The organism is Kluyvera genomosp. 3, assembly GCF_011765685.1.
Taxonomy (GTDB): domain Bacteria; phylum Pseudomonadota; class Gammaproteobacteria; order Enterobacterales; family Enterobacteriaceae; genus Kluyvera; species Kluyvera georgiana_A.
This window is the reverse complement of record NZ_CP050321.1, coordinates 2461141-2478407: the sequence shown is the minus strand read 5'-3', so window position 1 is coordinate 2478407 and position 17267 is coordinate 2461141. Positions and strand designations below refer to the sequence as shown.

General features: G+C 56.7%; 12 protein-coding genes. 8 read left to right on the top strand and 4 right to left on the bottom strand.

Annotation, left to right across the window (positions count from 1 at the left end):
- Nucleotides 1-18 precede the first annotated feature (18 nt).
- The 4 genes from dpaL to arcC are packed head-to-tail and all read left to right on the top strand — an operon-like array spanning nucleotide 19 to nucleotide 4864.
- The gene (gene dpaL, locus GY169_RS11555; RefSeq protein WP_167575818.1) at nucleotides 19-1218 is read left to right on the top strand and encodes a diaminopropionate ammonia-lyase; all 1200 of its coding nucleotides are present in this window, start codon (nucleotides 19-21) and stop codon (nucleotides 1216-1218) included.
- 32 nt (nucleotides 1219-1250) lie between these two features.
- The gene (locus tag GY169_RS11550; RefSeq protein ID WP_064545433.1) at nucleotides 1251-2468 is read left to right on the top strand and encodes a YgeY family selenium metabolism-linked hydrolase; all 1218 of its coding nucleotides are present in this window, start codon (nucleotides 1251-1253) and stop codon (nucleotides 2466-2468) included.
- A gap of 44 nt (nucleotides 2469-2512) precedes the next feature.
- Nucleotides 2513-3919 carry a dihydropyrimidinase gene (gene hydA / locus GY169_RS11545; protein ID WP_167575817.1) on the top strand — a complete coding sequence of 469 codons (1407 nt, stop codon included), beginning with the start codon at nucleotides 2513-2515 and terminating at the stop codon, nucleotides 3917-3919.
- Between the two features lie 12 nt (nucleotides 3920-3931).
- A complete protein-coding gene (arcC, locus tag GY169_RS11540; RefSeq protein WP_163446374.1) occupies nucleotides 3932-4864 on the top strand; it encodes a carbamate kinase in 933 nt (310 codons plus the stop codon).
- A gap of 49 nt (nucleotides 4865-4913) precedes the next feature.
- Here the strand turns inward: arcC and yqeB are convergent, their stop codons facing one another.
- The gene (yqeB, locus tag GY169_RS11535; protein ID WP_167575816.1) at nucleotides 4914-6539 is read right to left on the bottom strand and encodes a selenium-dependent molybdenum cofactor biosynthesis protein YqeB; all 1626 of its coding nucleotides are present in this window, start codon (nucleotides 6537-6539) and stop codon (nucleotides 4914-4916) included.
- 42 nt (nucleotides 6540-6581) lie between these two features.
- Nucleotides 6582-7340 (bottom strand): selenium cofactor biosynthesis protein YqeC, encoded by a 759-nt coding sequence (gene yqeC / locus GY169_RS11530; RefSeq protein ID WP_167575815.1) that lies wholly within the window; start codon nucleotides 7338-7340, stop codon nucleotides 6582-6584.
- Between the two features lie 38 nt (nucleotides 7341-7378).
- Between yqeC and GY169_RS11525 the strand changes: the two genes are divergently transcribed.
- The 3 genes from GY169_RS11525 to ssnA all read left to right on the top strand — a co-directional run bounded on the left by GY169_RS11525 (nucleotide 7379) and on the right by ssnA (nucleotide 12621).
- Nucleotides 7379-7963 carry an NTP transferase domain-containing protein gene (locus tag GY169_RS11525; protein WP_167575814.1) on the top strand — a complete coding sequence of 195 codons (585 nt, stop codon included), beginning with the start codon at nucleotides 7379-7381 and terminating at the stop codon, nucleotides 7961-7963.
- A 255-nt stretch (nucleotides 7964-8218) separates the two neighbouring features.
- Nucleotides 8219-11290 carry a putative selenate reductase subunit YgfK gene (ygfK, locus tag GY169_RS11520; RefSeq protein ID WP_167575813.1) on the top strand — a complete coding sequence of 1024 codons (3072 nt, stop codon included), beginning with the start codon at nucleotides 8219-8221 and terminating at the stop codon, nucleotides 11288-11290.
- On the top strand, nucleotides 11287-12621 hold the full coding sequence (ssnA, locus tag GY169_RS11515; protein ID WP_167575812.1) for a putative aminohydrolase SsnA: 1335 nt from the start codon (nucleotides 11287-11289) through the stop codon (nucleotides 12619-12621). The genes ygfK and ssnA overlap by 4 nt, the downstream gene beginning before the upstream one ends.
- Nucleotides 12622-12775: 154 nt before the next feature.
- Here the strand turns inward: ssnA and GY169_RS11510 are convergent, their stop codons facing one another.
- Both GY169_RS11510 and ygfT read right to left on the bottom strand, forming a co-directional pair.
- Nucleotides 12776-13240 (bottom strand): 4Fe-4S dicluster domain-containing protein, encoded by a 465-nt coding sequence (locus GY169_RS11510; RefSeq protein ID WP_167575811.1) that lies wholly within the window; start codon nucleotides 13238-13240, stop codon nucleotides 12776-12778.
- Nucleotides 13237-15177 carry a formate-dependent uric acid utilization protein YgfT gene (gene ygfT, locus GY169_RS11505; protein WP_163446381.1) on the bottom strand — a complete coding sequence of 647 codons (1941 nt, stop codon included), beginning with the start codon at nucleotides 15175-15177 and terminating at the stop codon, nucleotides 13237-13239. The genes GY169_RS11510 and ygfT overlap by 4 nt, the downstream gene beginning before the upstream one ends.
- Nucleotides 15178-15654: 477 nt before the next feature.
- Here ygfT and GY169_RS11500 point away from each other — a divergent pair, with 477 nt between their 5' ends.
- A complete protein-coding gene (locus GY169_RS11500) occupies nucleotides 15655-17127 on the top strand; it encodes a nucleobase:cation symporter-2 family protein (protein ID WP_167575810.1) in 1473 nt (490 codons plus the stop codon).
- Nucleotides 17128-17267 lie beyond the last annotated feature (140 nt).

Here is a 17267-nt window from a genome sequence, read left to right as displayed (position 1 = left end):
GATGAATAAGGACAGTGTATGTCTGCTTTCTCACTGAAAATGGATATTGCCGATAACCGTTTTTATACCGGTGAAACCTCGCCGCTGTTTGCGCGCCAGCCTGCGCAACAGGCGCGCCGTTTCCATCAGAAAATTGCCGGCTACCAACCCACACCGCTGTACGCGCTGAATGAACTGGCCGCCCTGTTTGGCGTAAACAAAATTCTGGTGAAGGACGAATCGCAGCGATTTGGCCTTAACGCTTTCAAGATGCTGGGCGGTTCTTACGCGATTGCACAATTACTGTGTGAAAAGTACCAGTTGGATATCAACACGCTGTCACTCGATGGCCTGAAATCGCGCATTAAAGAAAAAATGACCTTCGCCACCACCACCGATGGTAACCACGGACGCGGCGTGGCGTGGGCGGCGCAGCAGTTGGGGCAAAACGCGGTGATTTACATGCCGAAAGGTTCGGCTCAGGAACGCGTGGACGCCATTCTGCGTCTGGGCGCAGAGTGTATCGTCACCGACATGAACTATGACGATACCGTCCGCTTTACCATGCAGACGGCGCAGAAAAACGGCTGGGAGGTGGTACAGGATACCGCATGGGATGGCTACACCAAAATCCCCACCTGGATTATGCAGGGCTACGCCACGCTGGCCGATGAAGCCGTTGAACAAATGTCGGCGCTGGGCATCGCTCGCCCAACGCACGTTTTCCTGCAGGGCGGCGTTGGCGCGCTGGCAGGCGGCGTGCTTGGCTACCTGGTAGACGTCTACGGCGCGGAGAATCTGCGCTCCGTCATCGTTGAGCCCGAGCTGGCCGACTGCCTCTACCGCTCCGGGGTGAAGGGGCAAATCGTCAACGTCGGCGGCGATATGGCCACCATCATGGCGGGTCTGGCCTGCGGTGAACCCAACCCGCTCGGCTGGGAAGTTCTGCGCAACTGCGCCAGCCAGTTTATCTCCTGCCAGGACGCGGTTTCCGCACTGGGTATGCGGGTGCTGGGTAACCCGCCAGGCCACGACCCGCGCGTCATTTCCGGGGAGTCCGGCGCGGTCGGCCTTGGCGTACTCGCCGCCGTTCACTATCACCCACAGCGCGACGCGCTCATGAACAAACTGCAGCTGGATAGCCACTCCGTCGTGCTGATCATCAGCACCGAAGGCGACACCGACGTGAAGCATTATCGGGAAATCGTCTGGGAAGGTAAGCATCCGGCAGCACAATAAATCCTACAAATTCAGAACTGGAGAACATCCTCATGGCTAAGCATATTCCTTTTAAACTGATTGTTGAAAAAGCCAACCACTACCAACAGGACATGACCCGCTTTCTGCGCGATATGATTGCTATCCCAAGCGAAAGCTGCGACGAAAAACGCGTGGTGCACCGCATCAAAGAAGAGATGGAAAAGGTCGGTTTCGATAAAGTGGAAATCGACCCTATGGGTAACGTGCTGGGTTATATCGGCCACGGCCCGCGTCTGGTGGCGATGGACGCGCATATTGATACCGTGGGTATTGGTAATATCAAGAACTGGAGCTTCGACCCCTATCAGGGCATGGAAACCGACGAACTCATCGGCGGGCGCGGCGCGTCTGACCAGGAAGGCGGGATGGCGTCGATGGTCTACGCCGGCAAGATTATTAAAGATCTGGGGCTGGAAGACGAATATACCCTGCTGGTGACCGGTACGGTGCAGGAAGAGGACTGCGATGGGCTTTGCTGGCAGTATATTATCGAACAGTCCGGCATTCGTCCGGAGTTCGTGGTCAGCACCGAACCCACCGACTGCCAGATCTACCGTGGTCAGCGCGGCCGCATGGAGATTCGTATCGATGTCTCTGGCGTCAGCTGCCACGGCTCCGCGCCAGAACGCGGCGACAACGCCATCTTTAAAATGGGGCCGATTCTCAACGAACTGCAGGATCTTTCCCACAAGCTGGGCAACGATGAATTCCTCGGTAAAGGCACCCTCACCGTATCGGAAATCTTCTTTACCTCACCAAGCCGCTGCGCGGTCGCCGACAGCTGTGCCGTTTCCATCGACCGTCGTCTGACCTGGGGTGAAACCTGGGAAGGCGCGCTGGAGGAAATTCGCGCCCTGCCTGCGGTACAAAAAGCCGGTGCGGTGGTCTCTATGTACAACTATGACCGTCCATCCTGGACCGGGCTGGTGTATCCGACCGAATGCTACTTCCCGACCTGGAAAGTGGAAGAGAATCACTTCACCGTGCGTGCGCTGAGCAATGCCTATGAAGGTCTCTTTGGCAAAGCCCCGGTGGTCGATAAGTGGACCTTCTCCACCAACGGCGTCTCGATCATGGGCCGTCACGGCATTCCGGTGATTGGTTTTGGTCCGGGTAAAGAGCCGGAAGCCCACGCGCCAAACGAAAAAACCTGGAAGTCACACCTGGTCACCTGCGCCGCAATGTATGCCGCAATTCCGCTGAGCTGGCTGGCCACCGAGTCACTGTAGTCCGCTTTTCCTCCCGCCGTTCGCGGCGGGAGTCTGGAGTTTATATGCGCGTACTGATTAAAAACGGCACCGTCGTCAACGCCGACGGACGGGCCAGACAGGACCTGCTTATTGAAAACGGCCTGATTAGCCGACTGGCCGAAGAGATAACCGTCGAACAACCCTGCGAAGTGATTGACGCCAGCGGCTGCTACGTGATGCCCGGCGGCGTGGATGTTCATACCCATTTCAACATTGATACCGGTCTGGCCCGCAGCTGCGACGATTTCTTTACCGGCACCCGCGCCGCGGCCTGTGGCGGTACAACCACTGTCGTCGATCATATGGGATTTGGTCCGGCAGGCTGTCGGTTGCGCCATCAGCTGGAGACCTATCACGGTTACGCCGCCTACAAAGCCGTCATTGACTACAGCTTTCACGGCGTCATTCAGCACATCAACGCTGCGATCCTCGATGAAATTCCCATGATGGTCGATGCGGGGATCAGCAGTTTCAAACTCTATTTAACCTACCAGTACAAGCTGAGCGATGACGACGTACTTCAGGTGATGCGCCATCTGCACAGAGCGGGCGCACTCACCACCGTGCACCCGGAAAACGACGCCGCCATTGCCCGTAAACGCGCTGAATTTCTGGCACAGGGGAAAACCGCGCCGCGCTATCACGCCCTGAGCCGGCCACTGGAATGCGAAGCGGAAGCTATCGCGCGCATGATTAACCTGGCGCAACTCGCCGGTAATGCGCCGCTGTATATCGTGCATCTGTCGAACGGACTGGGGCTGGAATACCTGAAGCTGGCGCGTTCGCGTCATCAACCGGTGTGGGTGGAAACCTGCCCGCAGTATCTGTTGCTCGATGACCGCTGCTATGAACGCGAGGATGCGCTGAAATATCTGCTCAGCCCGCCGCTGCGTAATGCCAGCAACAATGACGCGCTGTGGTGCGGGGTGAGCGACGGCTCCATCGATGTGATAGCCACCGATCATTGTGCCTTTTCGATGGCCCAGCGTCAGCATCTGTCAAACGGCGATTTTAGCCGCTGCCCGAACGGTCTGCCGGGGGCGGAAAACCGTCTACTGCTGCTGTTCTCTCACGGTGTGATGACCGGACGAATTACGCCCGAACATTTCGTCGCCCTCACCAGCGCTAATCCGGCGAAGCTGTTCGGCCTGTGGCCACATAAAGGCGTGCTGGCAGCAGGTGCCGACGGCGACGTGGTGATTATCGATCCGCGCCGGACGACCACCATTCGTCACGAAATGCTGCACGACAACGCCGACTATTCGCCGTGGGAAGGTTTTATCTGTCAGGGCTCCATCCGCCAGACGCTGTCGCGTGGCCGGGTCATCTTCAGTAACGGCACCTTCTGCGGCGTCGCCGGTCAGGGCCGTTTCCTGCGGCGTGCCCCCTTTTCTTCCGCAGCCCTTCCTGTAAGCGGCATGCCATCTTAAAGAGAGGATTTCATGAGTAAAAAAATCGTACTCGCCCTGGGCGGAAACGCACTGGGGGACGATCTGGCCGGGCAAATGCAGGCCGTTAAACAAACCTCACAGGCCATCGTCGACCTGATTGCACAGGGCCATCAGGTGGTAGTAACCCACGGCAATGGCCCGCAGGTGGGGATGATCAATCTGGCGTTTGAAGCCGCGGCAAAAACCGATGCCCATACGCCGATGCTGCCGATGTCTGTTTGTGTGGCGCTGAGCCAGGGGTATATCGGTTATGACCTGCAAAATGCGCTACGCGAAGAACTACTGTCGCGCAATATGGATATTCCGGTCGCCACGCTGATTACCCAGGTGGAGGTTGACGCCAACGATCCAGCATTCAGTAACCCTACCAAGCCGATCGGCTCCTTCTTCAGCAAAGAAGAGGCGGAACAGCTGGCCCAAAAGGGATACATCCTGAAAGAAGACGCCGGGCGCGGATATCGCCGCGTGGTCGCCTCACCGCAGCCGATTGATATTGTTGAAAAAGAAACGGTAAAAGCGCTGATGGATGCCTGCCACGTGGTGATCACCGCCGGCGGCGGCGGGATCCCGGTGATCCGCGAGGGGAATCATCTGCGCGGTGCCAGCGCGGTCATTGATAAAGATTGGGCCAGCGCGAAGCTGGCAGCCATGATTGATGCCGATATGCTTATCATTTTGACCGCGGTGGAGAAAGTGGCCATCAACTTTGGTAAACCCAACGAGCAGTGGCTGGATAAACTCACTTTAGGCGACGCCGACCGTTTTATTGCTGAAGGACATTTCGCAAAAGGTTCCATGTTGCCGAAGGTGGAAGCTGCAGCCTCCTTTGCCCGTTCCCGTCCTGGGCGTAAAGCGTTGATCACAGTGTTGAGCAAAGCGAAGGAAGGTATTGAAGGTAAAACCGGCACCATTATCGAAGGATAAAACCACCCAATAACGCCGGGGCCAGGCTCAGCGCCGCCCCGGCGTTGGCTTATACGGCAATTGGGCTACGATTCTGCTGTTTAATGCGTTGATTTGTCAGCATCATCAATGCTTCCAGCACACCACCACCAATCGCCCTCGCCTTGTCCGATACGCTGGTATAGTCAGCCTTATCACCGCGCGGGTCGATATCGCTGATTTTAAAACCAATATCGACCACCAGACCATCGTTGAGCAGCCCGCGCACCATACCGCTGAGCGGAGCCCGAATTTCAGCCTCACCAACGGTGGCAATCACATCGCCCTCGTTGACGATATCGCCCAACTTCACGCGAGCGCGCATCACGCCCGCGCCTGGCGCGCGGATCACGCGTTTGGCGGTATGCCCCATAATATTTCCCGGTACGCCGGTGTTCTCCTGCGCGCGACCTTGATAGATGACCTGCCCCAGCCAGTGGCCACGATTGGTTTCAATCACCGCATGACAGTCGGTTCCCGCGCAAAAACCCGGCCCAAGCGCAATCACCGACGGGGCCAGCCCGCAGTGAGTCCCCAGATTCTCTTTCGCCAGGATCGCATCCACCACGCAGTCGGGCTTCAGCTCGCGCAGCGACTCGCACAGCGGATCAACCAGCACCGGAATGGTACCGCTCTCCGCCACCCGCATAGCTTCCTGGGCAGAGGCAACATGACGCGCGGTCACACCTTCTACCGTCATTTCACCGTCAAACACCGCCTGGGCAAAAGCCACAGTACGGCGAATCACCGTCGGTTTCTCCACCTCCAGCATCACCACTTTAAAACCGGCGTGCCACAATCGCAGCGCCACGCCCGTCGCAATATCGCCCGCCCCGCGAATCACCACCCGCAGCGGCTGCGTTGGCGAGTCGCTGGCCATCATCAGCCCGCCCGGCGCGCGATTTTTCACCTGTAAGATCTCCGCCAGCACGCTGATGGCGATTTCATGCGGCGTCTCGGCGCCAATGTTATAGCCCACCGGCGCGTGCAGCCGGGCGATATGTTCCTCGGCAACGCCATTCTCGCGCAGCTGGCGTAAAAAAACCTGCACCTTACGACGGCTGGCGAGCAGGCCCAGCCAGGCGGTGGGCAGTACGACCAGCTTATCCAGCGCTTCGCGATCCTGATTATTGGTGGCGATCAGCACATAGTTATCCGGCTGAACGGCCAGTTTTTCCACGGCATCGCCAAAGCTCTGTGCGTGTACCAATTGGGTGAACGGCGGGAAACGTTCAGGATTGAGGCTTTCCGGGTAAATATCCGCCACCGCGAGTTCAAAACCCAGCAATACTGCGCTATGAGCCACCGCACGATTCACATGACCGGCACCAATCAACACCAGCCTGGGGCGCAGGCCATGAACGCTGATGTACACCGACATCGCGCCACCGCAGTCCGAGCCCACCGCATCGGCCCCGGTACGCGCCATCCGGCCATGAAACATGCGCGAGGCTTTTTCACGCAGGGCATCGAGGGCTTCATCAATGACCCGGCGTTCAACCATACCGCCGCCGATCGTTCCGACAATACTGCCGTCATCACGGACCAGCATCTGTGCGGAATGTCGGGGAGTAGAACCGCGACTGTCGACGATTTGCGCCAGCGCGAACGGACGGTTTTGTGCTTCGAGTCTTGCCGCTTCTGAGAAAATATTCATAACAACCTCAAATGGATATTCCTTGATCACCCCAGAATGGAGTCACTTTCTCACTCGTCTGCGCGTAATCGCCGGACGCGACTGGACCGAACCGGCCCAGATGACGTCGACATCCTTTCTCATTATCAAATTGCCAGGCTGCAAATTCTCATTTTGAGAAAGTTGGTTGAGCAGCCAGATACGCCGGCAGCCCGTTGGCGCGCCTTTAAACGCGCCTTGCGGATGCTGAACCAGGCGATGCAACATCGGCCACATGAGCGTGTCATGCGCCGTGGCGCCGGTGATGCGGGAAAAAAGTGGCCAGCGGTGGACAGTGGCTGGCCCAATCGGTTTTCCGAGCATCCCTGCTCCTGTAATGGCAACTACGCAACAACAGGAATGAGGGATGCAAGGTTCATGCTCATCCGGCGCTTTAAGTGCAAAACCGTGAGCGCCGTCAGCTTCTACCAGCACGACGTCCACCAGGCCACTCGCCATGAGCGCGTCCAGTTGGGCAGGCGTAAAGCCTCTGACCTTTCCTGATGCCGGCAGCCAGGCAGAAAAACACGCCTGTAGCGGCTGCAGCCAGAATGTGGCGGGCAGTGTCTGCGGATCGCGGCACAGGGTGACCGGCAAGCCGTGGGGGACAAACATATGGGTCGTGGTGGTCAGCAGCACGCGTCGCCCTGCCTGCTGAAAAAGCTCTGCCAGCCAGAACAACGTGCTGGTTTTCCCACCCGCCCCCACGGCGGCAATCAGTAAAGGACTGGCAGTGGCGTTCAAATCACATAATAGATCGTCAACGTGCGGTATATTTTCCATGTTGCGCGATATCCCTATATTCAGGAGCAAAGATAAAAATGGAGGTCGATTGCATTATTACCGCCGCGGGGCTGTCCTCTCGAATGGGACAATGGAAAATGATGTTACCCTGGCAGGATGGCACAATACTTGATGCAAGTATTAAAAATGCGCGCCGCTGCTGCTCGCATATTATTTTAGTGACCGGATTTCGCCATAAGGAGCTAATAACACGATATTCTGGCATGCCCAACATGACCCTGATTTATAATCCTGACTTCCGCCAGGGGCTCTATTCTTCGGTAAAGGCGGGTATTCAGGCATTACGCCATGATTATTGTTTTATCACCCACGGCGATTTGCCATGCCTCGACGATGGCGTTTTTGATGAACTCTGGCAACAGCGCTTCGAAGGTACGCTGCAGCCATATTACGCGGGCGTGCCGGGGCATCCCATTCTCACGTCTACCGGTAATTTGCAGCAGTGTTTAAGCGACACTCACCAGACCTCGGTACGTCAATGTCTACTCACAGGCCCCTATCGTAAGCTAACGCTCAATAATCCCGCAATTATCCTCGATATTGATACCCCGGAAGACTTTACTCGCTTAAATAAGAACCACAATACATCAATGCCCAAATGATATTATCAATTTGATAGCCCGCTATCATTATTGATAAATAAGCAAAGCGTCTTTGCCTGAGTGATTTTAATTCTCATCAACAAATCGAATCACGCTGCATTACGCCGTTTTAACTTTAGATCTCTCTCACATTTCCTGACTAATTCTCTCTATTACCTCAATATCTGGTGTGATTGTTGCTGACCTCCCCTTATCCGTCGGAATTATCGCAATACCGGCCACTATGATTTAACAGGTAAGTCTAAGGAGAGGATTATGGGCGATATCATGCGTCCCGTTCCGTTTGAGGAACTCTTAACGCGTATTGTTGATGAATATCAGAATCATCGTTCCATCTTTGGTATTCCGGAACAGCAGTTTTACTCACAAAGCAGCCCGCATAAGGTGAGCGTGTTTGGTGAAACCTGCGCGACGCCGATTGGCCCGGCGGCGGGGCCGCATACCCAGCTGGCGCAAAATATTATTACGTCCTGGCTGACCGGTGGACGGTTTATCGAACTGAAAACGGTACAAATCCTCGATCGGCTGGAGCTGGAAAAACCCTGTATCGACGCCGAAGATGAATGTTTCAATACCGAATGGTCCACCGAGTTTACCCTGCTTAAGGCGTGGGATGAGTATCTGAAGGCGTGGTTTATTCTGCACCTGCTGGAGGAGATCCTGCCGCTGACGCCGGTTAAAGACGGCAAGTCGTTTATCTTCAATATGAGCGTCGGCTATAACCTCGAAGGTATCAAACAGCCTCCGATGCAGCAGTTTATCGACAACATGATGAACGCCGGATCGCAGCCTAAATTTGCCCAGTATCGCGACACGCTAACTCGCTGGCTGCGACAACATCGGCCAGAAAACGCCGCGCTGGTGAACCGCATTCCGGCAAAATTGGTTCAGGGGGTGACGCTCTCCACGATGCACGGCTGCCCGCCGGACGAAATTGAAGCCATCTGTCGCTATATGCTGGAAGAAAAGCAGCTGAATACCTTCGTGAAACTCAATCCGACGCTGCTGGGCTTCAAGCGAGTACGTGAAATTCTCGATACCTGCGGCTTTGGCTATATTGGCCTGAACGAAGCTTCTTTCGACCACGATCTGAAAATTGACCAGGCGCTGGAAATGCTTAAGCGCTTGATGACGCTGGCCAAAAGTAAAAATCTCGGCTTCGGCGTGAAGCTGACCAATACCCTCGGTACGGTAAACAACAAAGGCGCGCTGCCGGGCGACGAAATGTATATGTCCGGACGCGCGCTGTTCCCGCTGTCAATCAACGTCGCCGCCCTGCTGTCGCGCGAGTTTGACGGCAAGCTGCCTATTTCTTACTCCGGCGGCGCCAGCCAACTGAACATCCGCGATATTTTCGAGACCGGCATCCGCCCGATCACCATGGCCACCGATCTGCTGAAGCCCGGCGGCTATCTGCGCTTAAGCGAATGTATGCGCGAACTGGAACAGGCCGACGGCTGGCAGATGACTCAGGTCGACGTGAAGCGCCTGAACGCGCTGGCGGAAAAAGCGGTCAGCATGGAGTATACCCAGAAGCACTGGAAGCCGGACGATCGTATTGATGTCGGCGAAAAATTGCCGCTGACCGACTGCTACGTTGCCCCTTGCGTGAGCGCCTGCGCCATCAAGCAAGATATCCCGGAGTACATTCGACTGATGGGCGAACAGCGCTACGTTGACGCGCTGGAACTTATCTATCAGCGCAACGCGCTGCCGGCCATTACCGGTCATATCTGTGACCATCAGTGCCAGTACAACTGCACACGCCTCGACTACGATAGCGCGCTGAATATTCGTGAACTGAAGAAAATCGCCCTCGAAAAAGGCTGGGATGAATATCAGCGTCGCTGGCATAAACCCGCCGGTTCCGGCACCCAGCACCCGGTGGCAGTGATTGGCGCCGGTCCCGCAGGGCTGGCCGCGGGTTATTTCCTCGCACGTGCAGGTTACAGTGTCACGTTATTTGAACGCGAAGCTAACGCGGGCGGCGTGGTGCGGAATATCATTCCGCAGTTCCGTATTCCCGGCGAACTTATCCAACAGGATATCGACTTTGTGGTGAGCCACGGCGTCAACATCGTCTACGGCTGCGACCCGCACCTGACGGTGGAAAAACTTCAGCAACAGGGATACCGCTACGTTCTGATCGGCACCGGTACCGATAAAAACAGCGGCGTGAAGCTGCAGGGCGATAACCCGAACGTGCGTAAATCGTTGTCCTTTCTGCGTGAATATAACCGCGGCGATAACCTGCAGTTAGGTAAGCACGTGGCCATCATTGGCGCGGGCAATACCGCGATGGACTGTGCCCGTGCCGCCCTGCGCGTGCCGGGTGTAGAGCAGGCAACCGTCATCTACCGCCGTTCGCAGCAGGAGATGCCCGCCTGGCGCGAAGAGTATGAAGAAGCAGTACACGATGGCGTCACCTTCCGCTTCCTGAATAATCCGGAGCGATTCGATGCCGACGGTACACTGACCGTACGCGTCATGGCGCTCGGTGATGTGGATGAAAAAGGCCGCCGCCGCCCGGTAGAGACAGCAGAAACCTGTACGCTGCAGGTCGACACGCTGATTACCGCCATCGGCGAGCAGCAGGACGGTGACGCGCTCGCGGCGATGGGCATTCCGCTGGATGCAAACGGCTGGCCGGAAGTGAACGCTGACGGTGAAACCCGTAAAGCGGGCGTTTTCCTGATTGGCGACGTTCAGCGCGGCCCGTCTTCAATTGTCTCCGCCATCGGTAACGCCCGCCGGGCAACGGATACCATTCTGGCGCGAGAAAATATCCGCAGCCACCATGGCGATAAACACTGGAACAACGTGGATCCCGCTGAAGTTTACCGGCGTAAAGGCGCCATTGTGGTTGCCAACGTTGGCAAAGACGATCGCGACGCTTTCGTCGCCCAGGAAGCCGCACGCTGTCTGGAATGCAATTATGTGTGCAGTAAATGCGTGGACGTTTGCCCGAACCGCGCCAACGTGTCGATTGCCGTCCCCGGCTTCGAAAATCGCTATCAGACGCTGCACCTGGACGCCTACTGCAACGAATGCGGCAACTGCGCCCAGTTCTGCCCATGGCAGGGCAAACCGTACAAAGACAAAATTACCGTCTTTAGCCTGCCGCAGGATTTCAGCAACAGCAGCAATCCAGGCTTCCTGGTCGAGGGGAATCGCGTCCATATTCGTCAGAATGAACAAACCTGGCTGCTGACCCTCGACGACCATGGGGAGTTCAATCAGATACCACCGCAGTTAGACGCCATGTGCCGCATCATCAGCCATGTCCATCGTCATCATCACTATCTTCTGGGGGCCGTTGAAGTATGAGCCAGTTACTGCTGAAAAATGCCACCATCGCCCAACTCTATCCGGCAATGGTGCAGGAAAATGTCGATATCGTGATTGAAAATACGGACATCATCGCGGTCGGGCACGATCTTTGCCATCACTACCCGCAGGCAAAAATCAAAGAGATGCACGGCAAGCTGGTGATGCCGGGGATGGTCTGCTCACATAACCACTTCTATTCGGGATTATCGCGCGGTATCCAGGCCAATATCGCCCCGAGCCCGGACTTTATCTCCACGCTGAAAAACCTGTGGTGGCGGCTGGACCGCGCGCTGGACGAGGAATCGCTGTACTACAGCGGGCTTATCTGCGCGATGGAAGCGATTCGCAGCGGTTGTACGGCCGTCATCGACCATCATGCCTCGCCGAACTACATTGCCGGGTCGCTCAGCCAACTGCGTAACGCTTTCCTGAAGGTCGGCCTGCGCGGCATGACCTGTTTTGAAACCACCGACCGTAACGGCGGCCAGCAGGAACTGCAGGCCAGCGTCGAAGAAAATATCCGTTTTGCGCGCGAAATAGATCGCGCGCGGGAAGCCGGGAAAGAACCCTATCTGGTCGAGGCGCATATCGGCGCGCACGCGCCGTTCACCGTGACCGATGCGGGTTTATCCATGCTCAGCGAAGCGGTGAAAGCGACCGGGCGCGGGCTGCATATCCACGCGGCGGAGGACAGCTACGACGTCTCGCATAGCCACCATCACTACGGTAAGGATTTACTGGTTCGCCTCGCGGAATTTGACCTGATCGACCGTAAGACGCTGATCGCTCACGGCCTGTATCTCTCCGACGCCGATATCGCCTTGCTCAACGAGCGTGACGGGTTCCTGGTGCATAACGCGCGTTCGAACATGAATAACCACGTGGGCTATAACCGCAAGCTCGTCGCCTATCGCAATCTGGCGCTGGGTACCGACGGAATCGGCTCCGATATGTTCGAAGAGCTGAAGTTCGCCTTCTTTAAACATCGCGACGCCGGTGGCCCGCTCTGGCCAGACAGCTTTGCTCGTGCGCTCAGTAACGGTAATACCTTGCTCAGCCGCAACTTCAATGCGCAATTTGGTCGTATTGCCGCGGGATATAAAGCGGATCTCACCGTCTGCGACTATCTGCCGCCCACCCCGTTGGTGGCGGAGAACATCGCCGGACATATTGCTTTTGGCATGGGTTCGAGCAGCGTGCACAGCGTGATGGTCAACGGCGTGATGGTCTATGAAAACCGTGAGTTTACCTTCGACTGCGAGCCGATTTTTGCCGAGGCGCGCAACGTGGCGGCGAAGATGTGGAAACGGATGGATGGGCTAGACTGATCCACAACCAATGGCCCGGTCGCGCGTGCTGGCCGGGTCAACAAACTAAATTTTATAAAACAGTGTATTGGGGGCAATGGGCGACGGCACAAAGCCAAAATACAGATCGTGACGCAGTTGTCGCCGGGGAAGCCACGCATCCCCGGCAATCACGTCAGAACGCGGTGGTTATCTTGCGCTGCTTTTGCATTTCCGCCAGCGTCTCACCGGTGATTTTGCTTAACGCAGAGGTTGGACAGACGTCAATACAGGCCGGGCCGCGCTCGCGCCCGTGGCAGAGATCGCACTTCACAATCGTTGCCGGCTGATTTTTAGCTGACGCAATGTTAATCACGCCAAATGGACAGGCCACCACGCAGCTCTGACAGCCGATACAGCGGGAATCATCGGCTTCAACCCGCTCGTCCCCCATACTTAATGCACCTACCGGGCACGCCCCCACGCAGGGGGCATTTTCACATTGATGACACATCACCGGCACGCTAAGCGTATCCAGACGCCGCACCGTTAAGCGCGGCGCGAACGCCGCAGACTCTGTGGCATGTTCCAGCGCGCAGGCTATCTCGCAGGTGCGACAGCCGATACAGGACGCCGGATTAGCCATGATAAAGCTGGTCATGCCCCCTCCTTACTCTTAAACAGCGTCAGCATTTCACTGGCGGCCTGACGCCCCGCCACCATCGCCGTGACCACCAGGTCAGCGCCATGTACCGCGTCACCGCCGGCAAAAATCTTGTCATTGCTGGTTTGCGTGGTGCCGCGACCGCTGCCACCGGTGCGAATTTGGCCCCAACGGTCCAGCTGCACGCCATGGCCGCGTAGCCACGGCATATCATGGGCCTGGAAGCCAAATGCCATGATCAGCACATCCGCCTGGAGCTCAAAGCCGGAGCCGACAATCGGTCTCGGACGACGACGTCCGTCCGGGCCGGGTTCCCCCATGTCGGTGCGGATCATGCCGACCGCGCTGACCTGTCCCTTACGGTTGCGCTGGATATACTGCGGCTGGACGTTGAACTGGAATTCCACGCCTTCCTCCCGCGCGTTGACCACCTCTTTTTTCGACCCCGGCATACTCAGCTCGTCACGACGATAGGCGCAGGTCACGCTCGCGGCCCCGCGTCGTACCGCCGTACGCAGGCAGTCCATCGCAGTATCGCCGCCGCCCAGCACCACGACGTGCTTGCCCTGGATATCGATAAGCGGGTACTCCGGACTCTCTTCCAGCCCCATCACCTCGCGGGTGCTGGCAATCAGGAACGGCAGCGCCTGGATCACACCCGGCGCGTCTTCACCTTCGAGCCCCGCCGCCATCAGGCCATAGGTACCAACGCCAAGGAACACCGCGTCGTAATTGGCGACTAAATCGTTAAAGTCGACATCACGCCCTACTTCCTGGTTCAGATGGAATTGAATGCCCATTTCGCTGAAGATTGTCCGGCGCATACCGAGGATCCCTTTATCCAGCTTGAATGGCGGGATACCGAACGTCAGCAGCCCGCCAATTTCCGGATGCTTATCAAAAACATCCACCTGCACGCCTGCGCGCGCCAGAATATCGGCGCAGCCCAACCCGGCAGGCCCGGCGCCAATAATGGCGACCCGCTCCTTACGCGGCGTCACGCCAACCACCTGCGGACGCCAGCCCATCGCCAGCGCGGTGTCGGTGATGTAGCGTTCGAGATTGCCAATCGCGACCGAGCCGCCTTCGTTTTTCAGCGTGCATGCCCCTTCACATAAACGATCCTGCGGACAAACGCGGCCACAGATTTCCGGCAGCGAACTGCTCTGGTGGCACAGCTCCGCCGCTTCAATGATTTTTCCTTCATTAACCAGGCGAATAAAATCGGGAATATGGTTATGCAGCGGACAGGTCCAGTTGCACCACGCTTTCTGCGCGCAGCTCAGGCAGCGTTCGCTCTCATATTCTGCGGCTGAGCAGGACAAACCGTAGTAAATCTCCTCGAAATGCGTTTTGCGCAGCGCGGCGTCCACCTTCCCGGCGCCGACGCGAGGCGGTTTTGCCAGAAACATTTCGCGACGGCCTGGCTGACGGGGCTGCACCGGCTGTCCGAGCACAGTCCGCGTCTGGCGCTCACGGCGTAATTTTTCAAGCTGCTGTTCGTCCATCAAGCGCAGCGCCTGCGTTGGGCAAGTTGCCACACAGGCCGGTTGTCCGCCGGGATGTTCGCTACACAGGTCGCATTTCTGCGCCAGCTGTGGCGCATCTTCATTGGCGGCCACCATTTCGATGGCCCCGAATGGGCAACTGATGACGCAGTTCTTGCAGCCTATGCATTTTTCCTGCTTCAGTTGAATGCTGTTATCGGCGAAATAAAGGGCGTCGGTTGGGCAGGAAGCCACACAGGGTGCGTCGTTACAGTGGTGACAGGTGGCGGTACGACTCTCTTTACGGTGGAAAACAACATGAATACGCGGCATGAAATCCTGCCGATGTAACGGCCAGTTATCCTGATGATGGGCGGTAACGCAGGCAACCTCGCAGGCATGACAACCAATACAGCTGGCGGCATCAGCAACAATAAATCGGTTCATTAGCTTCCCTTTTATTATTCAGATATTCATCAAGGGTCGCGATGCAATATTCAGGCGCATTTTTGGTTTCGCGTCTGTCGAGGTGATTTTTTGCGATACAGGTCAAATAAACCGGTCATAAATAAAATAATGCTTATAAAATCATGGCATTAATAATTAATCTCATTTAGCCATTCCAGACGTCTTTCTCTTCGCCCCTACCAAAATGAGAGATAAATACTCTCATAGTGATAGCCGGTATTTTACCGCCCTTTCATTCCGCCTTGTCACCCCGGAATAATATCCGGCAAGTCGTGATTCCATTCACAAAAATATTATTTGCTTCCGATAACGGTTAATTCTGGCACAGCTTACGCATAGATATCGCCGTGCGCGCAACATGCTGATGACAACATCAGTTCAGGGAGGCGATAACTGCCTTCGAATCGTAACTTCCGCTCTCGCTGGGGCGAAAGTCGTACAGGAGATAACCACTTCATGAAAGATTCAGCCATTCCTGCCTCACGCCCGACGGCATCAACCGCGCCGGTCGATGAGGTTTTGCCGATTATGCAAATGATTCTCTACGGACTGCAGCACGTGCTGGTGATGTACGCAGGTGCGGTAGCCGTTCCCCTGGTGGTGGGCAGCGCGGTTGGCTTGCCCGCCGAGCACATTATTTTACTGATCAGCGCCGATCTATTTATCTGCGGCGCGGCCACCATTGTTCAGTCGATGGGGATTCGCCCCTGGCTCGGCTGCCGTTTGCCGCTGATTCAGGGCTGTACCTTCGCCGCGCTTATCCCGATGGTGCTGATCGGCAAAGAATACGGCATCGGCGCCATTTCGGGTTCGGTGATTGTTTCGGGGATATTTATCCTCTGCTGCGCGCCGTGGATTAGCCGCCTGATTCGCTTCTTTCCCAAGGTGGTGATGGGCGGTATCGTGACGTTGATTGGTCTGTCGATCATGCCGGTGGCCGGCGGGTGGATCGGCGGCGGAAGCAGTGAAATGGAAGGATTTGGCGACCTGTTTTCGCTGCTGATGGCCGCGATCACGCTGGTTATTATCCTTAATCTGTATACCTTTGCTACCGGCGTAGTCAAAAACACCGCCGTACTCATTGGGCTGATTATTGGCACTATTCTCTGGAGCTTCTTCAAGCCGCTCGACTTTCACCTCGTGAACGCTACCCCGTGGCTGCACCTGCCGTCGGTGATGCAGTTTGCTCGCCCGGAGTTTCATATCGTGCCCGTCGCCCTGCTTTCTATGGTAATGGTGGTGGTGATGGTGGAGACCATGTCCTCGATTATGGCCACCGGCGATATTGTCGGTAAGAAAGTGGATGCCACCATGCTGCGCAACGGTCTGAACACCTGCGGGTTGGCCACCACCATTTGCGGTTTCTTCAACCTCTTCCCCTACGCCGCCTTTGCGCAGAACGTCGGATTAATCGGCCTCACCGGGGTACGCAGCCGTTTTGTGGTGTCGGCCTCAGGGGCGATTCTCATTTTGATGGGCGTGTTCTCGAAAATGGCCGCGCTGGTGGTGTTGATCCCAAAACCGATCCTCGGCGGTGCCGGGATCGTCATGTTTGGCATGGTCGCCGTGTCGGGTATTCGTACCCTGGGCCAGGTCAACTACCGTAACAATAACAATGGGATGGTGGTCGCACTGACCCTCGGTCTCGGCATGATGCCGGTGCTGGTGCCCAACCTGTTCACCCAGTTCCCCCCCATGATGCAGCTTTTCCTGCACAGCGGTATCACCATCGGGACGCTCACGGCCATCGTTGCCAACCTGACGCTCAACGGCAGCGTGCCGTTGCGTATTTCTCACGATGTACCGGAACCCGATCCGCTGCCGCCGAGCGCTGCGGCGCGAAATATGGCGGTGCGCACCGTCCGTATGTGGCTGCTGCTGCGCAAAGTGCAGAAAGGTCAACAACCACAACACAGCGCGGGGGAATAATGCACAACCGACTCATACTGGCGCTGCTGGCGCTGGCGTTAATGACGATCCCCGCCGTCCAGCAGGCCATTGCCTTTGGGGTGAGCAGCCGTTTTGATTTTGGGCTGCTGTTTTAGCGTTTTACCATTATCTGGAGAGTC